We start from the raw sequence: 14,247 nt of genomic DNA on the forward strand, positions 1-14,247 counted from the left end.
TATTAAACATTATGGCAAAGCTTAACATTCCTCGGAAAAATAGTGGTGATACTTTATCTGCAAACGAATTTAACCAGATTGTTGATGAGATCAACAACAAGATTGATAGGGTTGGCGGGAAAATTCTCTCTTCCAACGACTATACTGATGCAGACAAGAGCACTCTTAACTTGTTATCTTCTCAGGTGTCCGACATATCCAGTATAGTTAATCTTATACGGTCCGGCTCACGAGTTATACAAGATACGGAAAGAATATGTGGAACTTATCGTATTGCTGGAACTGAACTAAACCTATATGAGTGTGCTTTTAAACTTGAAGATTTACCAACATCGGAAGGTGCTACCAAAGAATACAAAATCGCGGATACCCCACTCGGGAAGAACACTTATCTTGCCGTGAGCGGCCTTACTACGATCGATGGAAATAGCTTTTATCCCGGCATGCACAGTGTGGAGAAAGCATTTGTAGACTTGGATTACAATACGCGAATTGTCGTGAGATGTGAGCGCACGACAAACATATCTTGTTATGGAGTGCTATCCCTACAGTATGTAAAGATGGAATATGAGGTGGTAGAGTTTGACATCAAAGGATTGTCTTCTGAGTCTGCTGCTAATGCGCAGCTCAGCATGCCTATTCTTAAATACGATAAGAGGTTTGCCTATAGTTACACATTCGATGATGACACGATATTGGCTTATAGCCGTGGACACCTTTTTATTAACAAAAAGTGGCAGGATGATGAGAAAAATTACCATGCAGGGATGCCCAAGGGAACAGGGGGATATCCGTCAAAAACCTTAGGATATACCGATGGGCTCGGGATAGAACGCAGATTTACTCTTGGAGTAGCGATATGGCCAGATTCGCGTAATCAGAATATAGATGACATCATGAATCCAACCACGCATAGCGCCAATAAATATTATCCGTACCTTGTATGGAATGACATTCGTCCGATGCTGGAGTTTGGGCATGAGATTTACTTTCATGATGTTGATACGAATGGGGATAATACTGTAGACGGTATTTTGAAAGGCTTGAAAAAAAGTCAAGCAATAACTCTTTCTCAACTTCCCGGTCACGGAATGAAAGTAATAGCAGAACCTAATGGCAATCATGATTATCTTCTTGCCGGAGAGAGGTATGAAGATATATCGTTCATGTGCGCACAAGGGGCTAATCCTCTCGGGTTGTTGCAAAACATCGGCTTCGCCCAGGATCTTGACTTAAGGAATAAAGTTCAGTTTCGCAGGTATGTCGAATCCACACCTGATGCAAATTTATTGATGACGGACATTTCCGCAAAAGCGACCTCTGGACTATATCAATGGTATCATGATTTTTCACACGGACCGTCAGAGCATCAATACATTAAAGACTTGTATGTGAAGCTTAATGACACATTTGGTAAGGATGGGGATGATACCATATGGTTTGCCACGTTAGACGAGGTGTATGAATATTGGTTTGTTCGTCGATATGCGAAGATAAGAAAAGAAGTCTTGCCGGATAGGGTCAAGTATTCCGTATTGATCCCTAAGGAAAGGTTTTTCCGGCATAAGGAGTTTACCTTACAACTGAATGGTAATTATAACAATTCGTTGTCGGCTGAATTGACTAAAGGCAATGCTTACGGTTTCGCATTCGGGAATATAAATAATAAGTTCTCGATTAACATTAATCTTGAAAAGAGAGTATATGATATGGCTGATAAGTATTCCAACATATATCTTGAGAGTCAAGATGAGGAGACCCGTAACGATGCTCTCTACTTTATCTCTCAGCTAAGGGAGGATTTGAAAACACAATTTAATAACCGGATTACATCAATAGACACAGCACCGGTGCTGACCTCAATCCGAATTAATGGCGGAGCATCTGTTACTAATTTGCGGCAGGTTTCTGTTACATTGGTAAGGACGGGGGTAATTACTCATTATAAGATATCGGAAACTCCCAATATGGGAAATACAGAATGGTTGCCAGGAGCTGACACTATGATTCCGTTCGTCTTGGGCGAAGGATACGGTACTAAGACCATTTATGTAAAGATAAAGAACAACCACGGTGAGAGCGCAATTGTTTCCTCTTCAATCTCTTTTGAAGAGGCTATCGCTGAAACTCTTGTTCTAAATTCTATCAGTATCAATGGCGGGGCAGGAAGTGCGACTGTGCGAAACGTGACGGTCGGTATGTCTGTCGTTGGCACTCCTACACATTATATGTTGTCGGAATCCCCTTCATTCAACGGTGCATCTTGGATGGCTTATAGCGGTACTTCCGTTCTGTTCGCTTTATCAAGTGGTAATGGCGAAAAAACGGTGTATTGCAAGATAAAAGACTCGACAAGGGAATCAGCTGTCAAGTCAAGCGTTATAACACTATCTGTACAGGATATCTCAAGCAGTGGAGTCATAAGGCTATCTATCAATGATAAATGCTCAACACTCGGATATAATGCTTATGTCCCTTACACCAATAGGATAACGACATTGAAAGATGCAGAGGGAGTTAATTCTGAGTTATCTGTTGTAGGTGCAGATATTGTGCGGAGCGATTTTCCTGACAAAACACCACTCGATCTATCTTTAAGTGTAAATTATAATCCGGAGGAATATGTAAGCTGTATTTATCCATATGATGTGTATCGCGTGTCCGGAGCCCATCATAGTAACAATGTTTCAGATTTTGGAGGCTTAAATATTAAGGTAGAGGGTAATCATCGCTACAAGATAAAGGTTTTTGCAAGCACAAAGTTTGGGTCAGCAAATAACTATTCCAATATTATATATGATATCAATGGGGTAAGTCTAAGCCCTGTATCTCCTGTCATTGGAAATACAGAGTATACAATGGAATGGGCTGATGTTACGCCTGAAAATGGGTGGATAACTATTAAAATTGGTCGCAAAACACCATCTTGGATAACTGCGGTGGTTAACGTAGTTGAATTTGAAAGGATAGATTAAATCATGCTTGATTTTTTTTATCTGTGTTTGTTTTTTAACATGTAGAATTATAACTTTGTTGCAATAAAAAAAATAGCTATATGAAAATTTCTAATATTTTATCAGGTTTATTCTTTCTTATTGCCTGCACCACATTAAGTGGCTGCATGAAAGATGTATATAAAGGTGAAAAAACGGATCCAAAAGTAGAACCAAAGCCGAATCCTACTGTTCCCGATAAGGACATTGAGAAACTCCCCGACTTAAGTGTCCCTGCGGTATTTGACTGGAATGAGGTATATGTCAAGATTCCGTTGTCTGGCACTATTGATATAAATGACATCCAGATACTTGTCCCTCCATTGAAGTTTAATAAAAGTTTTGCTTATAGCTATACCTTTGACGATAATATCGCACAAGCTTATGGCAAGGCTTTTTGTACGATTAATAAAAAATGGGTGGATGATATGGGATTTTTCCATGTCGGTCAACCTCATACAACCGGAAGAGTTCCGGCAAAGACTCTTGGCTATACCGATGGTTGTGGTAATGAACGCCGTTTTACTTTCGGGGTATCTGTTTGGCCGGATAGTAAGAATATTCATATTGATAACTTCATGAATCCAACGAATAAAAAGGCGGACAAATATTATCCTTATTTGGTATGGAGAGATGTGATTCCTTTGCTTGATTACGGTTGCGATATTTATTTTCACGACGTTAATACGGACACGTACGGTGATGACGTTACCGGTATATTGGCAGGTATGAAAGCGATACAAGAGATAACCAAAAAGAACATTGGGCGTAAAATGAAAATCTTGGCACGTCCGAATGGTGACAATAAATATTGTACTGCTGCCCGTGATTACAATGATATTGTAATGATGGCTGTTGAGAATGGAACAGATGAAGGACCTGCAGAACACATCTCTTTCAATGTTTCCTGGGATTTAAGAAATGTAGCCCAATATCGCCGATATACGGAGCCAACCCCTTCTGTTGATCAGTTGATGCCGGAGATTGACAAGGCTGCTCTTTCCGGAAGTTACACTTGGCTACACGACTTTAGTCATGGGCCCGCTAATTTTCAGTACATTCTGGATTTATTTACTGAGATAAACAATAAATACGGTAAGGATGGCAACGATTGCGTCTGGTTTGCCACCTTAGATGAAATCTATGAATATAACTATTTGCGTAATAACTGTATAATAACGAAAGAAATATCCAACAACACCCTAACTTTAAGGTTCTACTGTCCATCATCTGACTTGCCGAACGAGTTCATGTTTCACCGTGATTTCTCGGTCATCGTAAAAGGAGTTTCTCCACAGCCCAATGCGAACATAGCCACAGGAAATAATGTGTATAGCCTATCGTATGCCAAACAAGGCGATAATAGCTGGATGTTCAATATTGATTGTAATAAGTCCCTTCTGGACAAAGCAGAACGATACACCTCTGCATACGAGAAAGAACGAAGCGCTTCTGCCAAGGAGGATGCTTTATATTTTGTAAATCGGTTGAAAGATAGCTTGAGAAAACCTTTTGAGAATAGAATAAAGTAAACATGCAGCCTCGCTTCAATCAACATAGTAATGTGCCACTAATCAGTGGTACATTATAATATATACCCTTTCACAACAAGTGCAATTGTACCCATTCCCATTAGGTGCTCAAACAAGAATGAAGAGATAGAAGAAAGTGAATTATGTAGGGAAAAAGTAAGTATTTCGGGGGTGGTTATCAAAAGCCCCCGGACTGTTAGTAAAGACGCCAATCACATACTAACAAAAAATGCGATGAGCCGCACGACCGGGGGCAAAGACCCTTGTCGCGGTTCATCGTATTTTTATTTTAATATGTGATTGGCTTTGCAAATATAATCAAATTTCGTCGCATGAAAGTAATAGATATATTAAACTTTAATCGAGAACTCCTGAAGAAATTGCAAGACGCTGGAATACGGCTTGAAGATTACCGTTATGTAGACTTATACTCTGACTATACAAGAATGCTGGAGCGAGGTGGAAAGGTGTCCTATATTGTCGCAGTACTATCTGATAGGTATTCTGTGAGTGAGCGAAAAGTGTATGACCTTATCAAACGCTTCCAAAGTGACTGCAAGACGCTTGCAGTATGATTTCTTACAAAAACTCTTTTGCCTCACTGAATATGGAGACCTATGTCGTATAAATCAGTGAGACAATGAAAAAACAATATCTTTCAGCACCGCTTCCTTTCCAGGGACAGAAGCGGATGTTTGCCAAGGAATACATTAAGGTACTCCAACAATACCCTGATAGGACAACTTTTGTGGACTTATTTGGCGGCAGCGGGCTGCTGTCGCACATCGCCAAGTGCCAGAAACCGAACTCAACCGTGGTATATAATGACTTTGACGACTATCGCAAACGTCTGGAAGCACTACCTCAGACAAATGCCCTGTTGGCAGGATTGAGAGGGATAGTGGACGTCCCGCGCCACAAGGCCATTGTGGGAGCACAGCGTGAGCGTGTGCTGTCGTGTATCCGCAAGCATGAGCATGACCACGGATATGTTGATTATATCACGTTGTCCTCGTCCATTCTCTTTTCGATGAAGTACGCAACAGAGTATGCAGACTTGGATAAAGAGACGTTATATAACAACATCAAAGGGGTGGATTATCCACCATGCGGCGACTATCTTGATGGGCTGACCATCACCTCCTGTGATTACAAGGAGGTGTTTGAGCAATACAAGGATGTGCCGGGTGTGGTGTTCCTTGTTGATCCCCCATACCTGAGCACGGATAGCAAGACCTACAACATGTATTGGAAACTATCTGACTACCTTGATGTGTTGACCGTTCTGTCCGGACATCGCTTTATATACTTCACCTCGAACAAGTCCTCTATCATTGAATTATGCGACTGGATGGGCAGACACCCAAGCGTTGGCGATCCGTTTGAAAACAGCCATCGACGGGAGTTCAATGCACATATGAATTACAGTGCTACCTATACGGATATAATGCTTTACACAGATTTTTAAAACAACATTCTACACCATTTACTTGTCTTAGCTTGGTGCAATTCCAGATAGAGGATGGGGAATTAGTGCTATCAGCCTACCAGCGGAGCAGCGATGCGAACCTTGGGTTACCGGCTGACATCTACCACCTCTATCTTATGGCAAGGCAGATAGAATTGCCGCTTAAGAGCATAACACTATTCCTCGGCAACGTACACATATATAATAACAATTTAGATCGCACAAGGCTACTGCTTGATGGTGAAGAACATGTGAAGTTTAATTTGAACGTCTGAATAGGCGTGATGAGAAGATTTACATAAACACACAGCATATTTCCCTCAAAATATATACAAAGATAGGGAAAAGTATATGTTCTGATGTTTTTTGTATACCGTTTAAAGAGTGTTTTAATGCGTCGAAAACAAAACAAAAAACCGCAAATCGATTTGTGTTAACGAAATCGAAATTGTTACATTTCGATTTGATTAAGCGGCACAAATTGATTTGCGGTTTATATACAACAAAAAAGGCAGTTACCGAAGTAACCGCCTTTGGTGATTCGCCTGGGGCTCGAACCCAGGACCCCAACATTAAAAGTGTTGTGCTCTACCTGCTGAGCTAGCGAATCAAACCTTATTTGCTGTTAAGCGGGTGCAAAGATAGAGACTTTTGTCGAAAATACAAGTAAAATAAAAGAAAAAGTTAAATTTAATCCTTTCTTTCTTTTTCTTTTTCTTGATTATCAGATGGTTTAATGCCGTGAATGTTTTCTCGATTGATGATGAAACGTTGATAGTAGGATAGCATGAGGGTGGTAAGAGGAAGCGCTATGATCATTCCTAACATTCCCATTAACGAACCCCAAATAGACAGAGAAAGCAATATGATGGCCGGGTTCAGACCGGTGATTCTGCCCATGACACGCGGCACGATGAGACCGTCCTGAATGGCTTGCGCTACTGCAAGTACGATGATGGCTGAGGCTAGGATCAACCAGAAATTATTACCGGTGTCTGCGGCTTTTAATATGGCAAGTATGATGGTGGGAACAAACCCTATCACTTGCAGATAAGGAACCATGTTCAACATCCCTATAAAAAGGCCTAATCCAATGGCTAAAGGGAAGTCGATGATCAGAAAGCCGATACTGCAGAGAATGCCTACGCATAAAGCCACAAAGGCTTGTCCGCGGAAATATCTGTTCATGCCATTCTTAATATCATTCAGCACGCCGCCAACAATACCGCGATACTTATGTGGCACCAAATGTATCCAACCTTCGGAGATGCTTTCGTAATCCAGCAAAATGAAAACGATATATAATAGTATGATGAAGAAGGTAAATATGCTGAATAGTATGTTGAAGGTCTCGGATACTACTGCCCAAATACTGGGAAGTGTTTCTTTGATGGTCTCTAAGGTGTGCTCCTGGTTGAACAGCCGGGTTATGAGCTGCATGTCTATGTTTTCTTGTAGAAACTCGGTGAGTGTTTGGGGGATATTTCCGTTCTGGGGGTTGTTGGAGAAATAAGTTATCAATAGATCTTTTACCCTTCCGAATTCTTCTATCATGGGAGGAACCAGAAGAAAGAAGGCTGCTGTTCCGATGGCTGTGAGGACAGATAGTGCACAGAATATGGAGATGACCCGGCTTCTCAGTTTGAGTTTATATTGAAAGAAAGTGACCAGAGGATAAATTAAATAAGCAATGACCCAAGCAATGAAGAAAGGTAAAAGCACTCCGCTCAAGCGTTTGAAGAGCATGAGCACACCGATGATGATGAGTCCGAGTATGACGCCGCGGATGAAACTGTCGAATGTGATCTTTTTACGCTCCATAAAGTTTTGCCTTTGATTTTGTTTACTCGTGGGATGCCAGCCGATCTGTCTGGATGGCTTTCAGGTAGCATTCACGACATAAGGGTTCGTATTCGGCCGTCTCGCCGAGCAATACTTGCTTGTCGTTTTTCACTGTGCGATGGGAGAAGGAGGCTAACTGTCCGCATTTTACACAGATGGCATGCACCTTGGACACTTCGTCGGCAATGGCGCACAATCCCGGCATCGGGCCGAACGGCACACCGCGAAAGTCCATGTCCAACCCGGCGACAATGATACGTATGCCGTTGTTGGCAAGCTGATTGCACACATCAATCAATCCGGCATCGAAAAACTGGGCTTCATCAATACCCACTACATCTATTTCTGACGTAAACAATAGGATGCTTGCCGATGAATCTATGGGAGTTGAGGAGATGGAATGGCTGTCGTGAGACACAACGTCGGCCTCGGAATAGCGGGTGTCTATGGCTGGTTTGAAAATCTCTACGCGCTGTTTGGCAAACTTGGCCCGTTTGAGGCGTCGTATCAATTCTTCTGTTTTGCCGGAGAACATCGACCCGCAAATGACTTCGATTCTTCCTCTGCGTTTGGTCTCTTGTATGTGATCTTCTGAGAATACTACCATGTTTTCAAGTGTTATTATCGAATTCTGTTTTGAACTTTCTGAATGTTTTTCTTCAGGAGGATAAAATATACTTAAATCCCTTTCTAAAGCACAAAAATAATACTTTTGTTTACTTCCTTATATTATTTCATTATTTATTTTTACATTTGCGGTGTTAACACGTACAGTGTAAGGGGTATGCAGACTTTATTGAATGATATAGAACTTGATGTTCAGGAACTGAAGTATTTGTTGCAGGCAGTTTCTGCTGAAAGAAATCCGGCATTGCGAATAGTGGCAAAACGGAACATCCGGCAGATGAAGACGCGCCTGGATGCATTGCAGCGGTTGTTGGACCGGAAGTCTGCCGAAGAAATGCCCGTTGTGGAAACACCAGTTGTGGCATTGCCCGATGCGGAACGGCCGGTTGCCGGGGATAAGGTTACCGATCAGGATGCTGCCCAGTCGCCTGTGATGTTCTCTTCTTCTATTTTGGCAGAACGCATTAAGCCGTCCACAGATCTGCGGCATGCCATCAGCTTGAATGATTCGTTTCGTTTTGTACGCGAACTCTTTGGAGGGGATGCCGCAAAGATGAATGCGATTGTAGTGCGACTGAACGAAGCTTCTTCTTTGGATAAGGCCATAGAGATTTTCACTTCGGAAGTGCGTCCGGATGAGGAGAATGAAGCGGCTGTTGACTTTATGGAGCTTCTCAAAAAATATTTCAGTTGAATACTTGATGATGGATATGGGAAAACTTTATGTAGTGCCTACGCCGGTCGGCAATTTGGAGGACATGACTTTTCGTGCTATCCGGATTTTGAAGGAGGCCGACTTGGTGCTTGCCGAGGATACGCGTACTTCCGGGATATTGCTGAAGCATTTTGAGATAAAGAATGCCATGCGGTCTCACCATAAGTTCAATGAGCATAAGACGGTTGAGCATGTGGTAGAAAGAATAAAGGGAGGGGCAACGGTGGCCTTGATTTCGGATGCCGGCACTCCGGGCATATCCGATCCGGGGTTCTTGGTTGTACGGGAATGTGTCCGCAACGGCATCGAAGTGCAATGCTTGCCGGGGGCAACTGCTTTTGTGCCGGCTTTGGTCGCTTCGGGATTGCCGAATGAGAGGTTCTGTTTTGAGGGCTTTCTCCCGCAAAAGAAAGGGCGTATGACGCGCTTGAAGACATTGGCGGAAGAGCATCGCACCATGGTCTTTTATGAATCGCCGTACAGGTTGGTGAAGACCTTGGCGCAGCTGGCCGAATATTTTGGTGCCGAACGCCCGGCATCCGTTTCGCGCGAAATCTCCAAGATACACGAAGAGACAGTGCGCGGCACTCTGACAGAATTGATAGAGCATTTCACCATTAATGAACCACGTGGTGAAATTGTGATAGTAGTAGCAGGAATAGACGATTAAATAACTTCATTAAACAAAACGTAAAACAAAGACGTATGAAAAAGTTGGTAGTTTTAATTGTATGCGGAGCTGTAATGGCTTCGTGCGGCAACCTTTCAGGAGGTGACAAAGATCGGTTGAAAGCAGAAAATGATTCTCTTTTGATGGAACTGACTCAGCGAAATGCTGAACTGGATGAGATGATGGGTACTTTTAATGATATTTCGGAGGGATTCCGTCAGATCAATGCGGCCGAAAGTCGCGTCGATTTGCAACGTGGGGCTGTGGCTGAAGGCTCTTTGGATGCCAGACAACAGATTGCTTCCGATATCGAGTTTATCCGTAAGCAGATGGAGGAAAACAAAGAGCAAATCGCCAAGTTGCAATCCATGCTTAAGAACAGTAAGAACAATTCTTCCCAACTGAAGAAAGCGGTTGAGTCGTTGACGCTGGAACTGGCTGCAAAGACCCAGCGTATCGAAGAACTGCAAGCAGAGTTGGCTTCCAAGAACATCCGTATCCAAGAACTGGATGCAGCCGTTACGGGACTGACTGCGGATAAAGAGGTGCTTTCTGCCGAGAATGAGGCAAAGGCGAAAACTGTTGCCGAACAGGACAAGGCACTCAACACCGGTTGGTTTGTGTTTGGCACCAAGAAAGAGTTGAAAGAACAGAACATTCTTAATAAGGGCGATGTGCTGAAGGAAGGCGATGCCAATAAGGACTACTTCACTCAGGTAGATATCCGTACAACAAAGGAAATCAAACTATATTCCAAGAGTGCAGAGGTACTGACTACTCATCCTACCGGAAGTTTTGCTTTGGACAAAGATGACAGAGGTCAGCTTATACTGAAGATAACGAACCCGAAAGAGTTCTGGAGCGTATCCAAGTACTTGGTTATTCAGGTAAAGTAACAGCTCCTTTGTGAAATAATTGATTGAACGCAGATTCTTGCAGATTCATCGAAGGGGGGCAGAGTCCTTCTGCGCGAATCCGCAAGAACCTGTTTTTTTCGTCTATACTCTTTATAATGGCATATAGATATAAGAATCTTTTCTTTGATTTGGATGATACGCTGTGGGCATTCTCACAGAATGCGCACGATACTTTTGAGGAAATGTACCGGAAGTACGGATATGATTCCTTTTTTCGCGATTTCCATCATTTCTATACCCTTTATCAGCAGCGCAATGTAGAATTGTGGGAGGAATATGGCAATGGGCAGTTGACGAAGGATGAACTGAACCGCCAGCGTTTTCTTTATCCTTTGGAAGCGGTGGGGGCAGGAGATGCTGTTTTGGCACAAAGATTTGCAGACGACTTTTTCTCTGTTATCCCTACGAAGAAAGGGCTGATGCCCTATGCGCGCGAAGTGCTGGAGTATCTGTCGGCCAGATACAATCTGTACATCCTTTCTAATGGCTTTCAAGAACTTCAATGCCACAAGATGCGTTCGTCAGGGATTGATGGTTTCTTCAAGAAAGTGGTTCTTTCTGATGATATCGGTGTGTTGAAGCCGTGGCCTGAGATATTTCATTTCGCCTTGTCGGCCACGCAATCCGAGTTGAAGGACTCGTTGATGATAGGTGATAGTTGGGAAAATGATGTGGCCGGGGCCAAAGGAGTAGGCATGCATCAAGTGTTTTATAATGTGAATGGAAAAACGGAATTGCCTTTCCGTCCCACTTATGAGATTTTTAGTTTGAAAGATTTGATGCAGGTTTTGTAAAAGAGTGAGATTTAATTGTATTTTTGTCGCTTGTTAACATAAATGATATAGCCATGGAATCTATTTTACCTTTCGCTTTGCTCTGTTTTACCTCTTTTTTCACTTTGACAAATCCCCTTGGCACAATGCCGGTCTTCCTGACCATGACCCATGGCATGACGGACAAGGAGCGTCGTTCGGTGGTTTCGCGTGCCACATTGGTGGCTTTTGTCACTATTATGACCTTTACTTTCGCCGGCCAATTCCTTTTTAAGTTTTTTGGCATCTCTACCAATGGCTTTCGTATAGCGGGGGGTGTCATCATCTTTAAGATAGGCTTCGATATGTTGCAGGCTCGTTATACGCCTATGAAGCTGAAAGACGAAGAGATAAAAACCTATGCCGATGACATTTCCATTACTCCGCTCGGCATTCCGATGCTTTGTGGTCCGGGTGCCATAGCCAATGCCATTGTGTTGATGCAGGATGCCTATACTTTTGAGATGAAAGGGGTTTTGATAGGTACTATCGCCTTGATTTACTTGCTCACCTTCTTTATATTGCGCGCTTCAACGCGCTTGGTGACGGTGTTGGGCGAAACGGGAAACAACGTGATGATGCGTCTGATGGGACTTATTCTGATGGTCATTGCTGTGGAATGTTTTGTCAGTGGAGCAAAACCTATATTGATGGAAATCTTGAAAAGTGCGGCGGGTAACTGATGCCATCTGTGGGAAATCAAGGAGACTGTGGCTTGTGAAACGTAAGCTCACATGTTAGTAAATGTAAGCCCACACTTCAGCAAGTCTATGCCCACACTTCAGCAAGTCTGTCCCCACACTTAATGACTCGTAAGCTCACACTTCAGAGGAGGTATGCCCACACCTTAGGAGACATGCCCCCACACGTCAAAGAGCGAAACTCCGCACGTCATTGCGTGGTGGCTATACGAGACGGCTTTATGGGTTCGGGTATATTTCCTGAAAAAGCGGCCGTATTATTCCCCTTCGTAGTCGAAGTATTCAAATTCGGCGTATGCTTTGGATGAGGCAGTGGCGGAAACGGCATACATTCCCAGCATGATCCCGGTGAATCCTCCGGCTGTCTCCGTACTGATGTATTTGGCATCTATCTCTCCCAGCTGATGAAAGTTCTTTCCGTCGGTGGCATATTCAAACCGGTATCGGTCACTGCTTCCGTGGACGCGGAGCTGCACTTGTGTGGCTTTGGGAAGCGCAACTTCCCGTTCGATGTGCGTAAGGAGTCCCATGCGATAGCGCAGCACGACGGCTTGTGCACCTTCTGATGTCTGTTTCACGAAGAGATCGTAGTGGGCAGGTTCAAACATATATACCGTCAATCCGGCTTCATCTTGTGCTTCGGCTTTCTGCAGTGCCACGGAAGTGGTGGCGCGGAAGCCGATATGCTCTTGGCGGCGTCCCATGGAAGTGGGACTTCCCTTCTCATGATTCAGGCTGATAGAAGTGGCTTTCAGGCGTAGTTTACCTGAAACAAAGGAGTAGTTCTCCGGATGGTAATTGCGGATGTGTACCCATTCGTGTCCCATTCTTCCTTCTTTGAAGTCAGTGCGTACAGGCTTCTTCGCTAAGGGCTGTTGCGGCAGGGTGGGGACATCCATTTGCAAAGATATGGTGCCGTTGCCGTTCACCACCGGCCAGGCATTTTCGTTCCAGCGCACGGGGGCGAGGTAGGTTTCTCTCCCCGTCAGATGATGGCTACCCGTCTGCGGGCGAAAGGCTAGGCAAACCAGCCACCACGAGCCATCGGAAGCCTGCACAAGATCGGCATGTCCGGTGCCTTGAATAGGACTGTCCTGCGCATTCATATTGATGTGGGTCAGTATGGGATTGGAGGGATTGCCGTCATACGGACCTTCGATGTGCCTACTGCGGGCAATGGTCACTTTGTGCCCGTATTCCGTTCCGCCTTCGGCAATAAGCAGATAGTACCAGCCGTCTTTTTGGTAGATGTGCGGTGCTTCGGGATGCCGTCCGCCGGTGCCGTTCCAAATGCGGCGGCTTTCGCTGAGTTGCTCGCCGGTCTTAGGGTTGATTTCGCAAAGCCAGATGCCCTTGTCCGGATTGCTGACCATTTAGCATCGGTCTTCCTCGAAGTAGAGGGACGGGTCTATTCCCCCTTGCTTCAGCCGTACTGGCTCTGACCACGTTCCGCGCGGGTCGGTGGTGTGCACAAGGAAGTTGCCGCAGTCGGACACGTTGGTGGTAATCATATAGAACGTGCCGTTGTTGTAGCGGATGGTGGGAGCGTAGATGCCACCCCAAGCACTTGCGTCGTGTAGTGGTAGTTGCGAAGCGCGTGTCAGGCAGTGCCCTATCTGAGTCCAGTGCACCAGGTCTTTACTATGGTACAACGGCACACCGGGAAAATATTGGAAGCTGCTGTTCACTAAATAGAAGTCCTCGCCAACGCGGCAGACGCTTGGGTCGGGATGGAAGCCCGGGATGACCGGGTTTCGGTATCCCTCTGTGTTTTGTGCCAAACACGAGAGGCTTAGCACCATTCCTATGAGCATGAATGTCTTTCTCATAATCAGTTGAAGGTTTGTAAATGCAGTTATCACCTTGTCGGGCGACAGCCAAAGATAGATAAATCTTTTCGTCTTGCCAAATGTAGTGCTGCGGAGGAAACGGATGGTACTAAAAAAACAGGATCCAAGTATAAAACTTGA

Annotated in this window: 11 protein-coding genes, 1 tRNA gene and 2 pseudogenes; 10 read left to right on the plus strand and 4 right to left on the minus strand. The window is 44.2% G+C overall.

All coding sequences use genetic code 11. The features are described 5' to 3' along the window. Nucleotides 1–11 precede the first annotated feature (11 nt). The 5 genes and pseudogenes from C3V43_RS11355 to C3V43_RS11375 all read left to right on the plus strand — a co-directional run. On the plus strand, nucleotides 12–2,975 hold the full coding sequence (locus tag C3V43_RS11355; RefSeq protein WP_106069909.1) for a polysaccharide deacetylase family protein: 2,964 nt from the start codon (nucleotides 12–14) through the stop codon (nucleotides 2,973–2,975). 80 nt (nucleotides 2,976–3,055) lie between these two features. Next, nucleotides 3,056–4,525 carry a polysaccharide deacetylase family protein gene (locus C3V43_RS11360; RefSeq protein ID WP_106069910.1) on the plus strand — a complete coding sequence of 490 codons (1,470 nt, stop codon included), beginning with the start codon at nucleotides 3,056–3,058 and terminating at the stop codon, nucleotides 4,523–4,525. Between the two features lie 332 nt (nucleotides 4,526–4,857). Further along, nucleotides 4,858–5,100: a hypothetical protein gene (locus tag C3V43_RS11365; RefSeq protein WP_106069911.1), complete on the plus strand. Its 243-nt coding sequence runs from the start codon at nucleotides 4,858–4,860 to the stop codon at nucleotides 5,098–5,100. 65 nt (nucleotides 5,101–5,165) lie between these two features. Next, nucleotides 5,166–5,993, plus strand: a complete 828-nt coding sequence (locus C3V43_RS11370; protein ID WP_106069912.1) for a DNA adenine methylase — start codon at nucleotides 5,166–5,168, stop codon at nucleotides 5,991–5,993. Nucleotides 5,994–6,016: 23 nt separating this feature from the next. Continuing rightward, nucleotides 6,017–6,268 (plus strand): annotated as a pseudogene (locus C3V43_RS11375) (thymidylate synthase); the annotation flags it as partial. Nucleotides 6,269–6,527: 259 nt separating this feature from the next. Here C3V43_RS11375 and C3V43_RS11380 read toward each other — a convergent pair. From C3V43_RS11380 to C3V43_RS11390, 3 genes are all read right to left on the minus strand, one after another. Then, a tRNA-Lys gene (locus tag C3V43_RS11380) sits at nucleotides 6,528–6,603 on the minus strand. An 80-nt stretch (nucleotides 6,604–6,683) separates the two neighbouring features. Further along, nucleotides 6,684–7,814: an AI-2E family transporter gene (locus C3V43_RS11385; RefSeq protein ID WP_106069913.1), complete on the minus strand. Its 1,131-nt coding sequence runs from the start codon at nucleotides 7,812–7,814 to the stop codon at nucleotides 6,684–6,686. Between the two features lie 22 nt (nucleotides 7,815–7,836). After that, on the minus strand, nucleotides 7,837–8,442 hold the full coding sequence (locus C3V43_RS11390) for a thymidine kinase (protein WP_106069914.1): 606 nt from the start codon (nucleotides 8,440–8,442) through the stop codon (nucleotides 7,837–7,839). A 177-nt stretch (nucleotides 8,443–8,619) separates the two neighbouring features. Between C3V43_RS11390 and C3V43_RS11395 the strand changes: the two genes are divergently transcribed. From C3V43_RS11395 to C3V43_RS11415, 5 genes are all read left to right on the plus strand, one after another. Then, nucleotides 8,620–9,156: a DUF8457 domain-containing protein gene (locus tag C3V43_RS11395; protein ID WP_106069915.1), complete on the plus strand. Its 537-nt coding sequence runs from the start codon at nucleotides 8,620–8,622 to the stop codon at nucleotides 9,154–9,156. Nucleotides 9,157–9,172: 16 nt separating this feature from the next. After that, on the plus strand, nucleotides 9,173–9,847 hold the full coding sequence (gene rsmI / locus C3V43_RS11400) for a 16S rRNA (cytidine(1402)-2'-O)-methyltransferase (protein ID WP_106070577.1): 675 nt from the start codon (nucleotides 9,173–9,175) through the stop codon (nucleotides 9,845–9,847). A gap of 35 nt (nucleotides 9,848–9,882) precedes the next feature. Further along, nucleotides 9,883–10,743 carry a Cbp1 family collagen-binding glycoprotein adhesin gene (locus C3V43_RS11405; protein ID WP_106069916.1) on the plus strand — a complete coding sequence of 287 codons (861 nt, stop codon included), beginning with the start codon at nucleotides 9,883–9,885 and terminating at the stop codon, nucleotides 10,741–10,743. A 116-nt stretch (nucleotides 10,744–10,859) separates the two neighbouring features. Continuing rightward, nucleotides 10,860–11,558, plus strand: coding sequence for a YjjG family noncanonical pyrimidine nucleotidase (locus C3V43_RS11410; RefSeq protein WP_106070578.1), 699 nt, complete (start codon nucleotides 10,860–10,862; stop codon nucleotides 11,556–11,558). Between the two features lie 53 nt (nucleotides 11,559–11,611). Continuing rightward, the gene (locus C3V43_RS11415) at nucleotides 11,612–12,259 is read left to right on the plus strand and encodes a MarC family protein (protein WP_106069917.1); all 648 of its coding nucleotides are present in this window, start codon (nucleotides 11,612–11,614) and stop codon (nucleotides 12,257–12,259) included. A 275-nt stretch (nucleotides 12,260–12,534) separates the two neighbouring features. On the opposite strand, the pseudogene C3V43_RS11420 reads toward C3V43_RS11415, so the two are convergent. Further along, nucleotides 12,535–14,106: pseudogene (locus C3V43_RS11420) on the minus strand (glycoside hydrolase family 43 protein). Nucleotides 14,107–14,247: the final 141 nt, after the last annotated feature.

The sequence above is a fragment of the Prevotella heparinolytica genome (assembly GCF_002998535.1).
In the GTDB taxonomy this organism is placed as follows: Bacteria; Bacteroidota; Bacteroidia; order Bacteroidales; family Bacteroidaceae; genus Bacteroides; species Bacteroides heparinolyticus.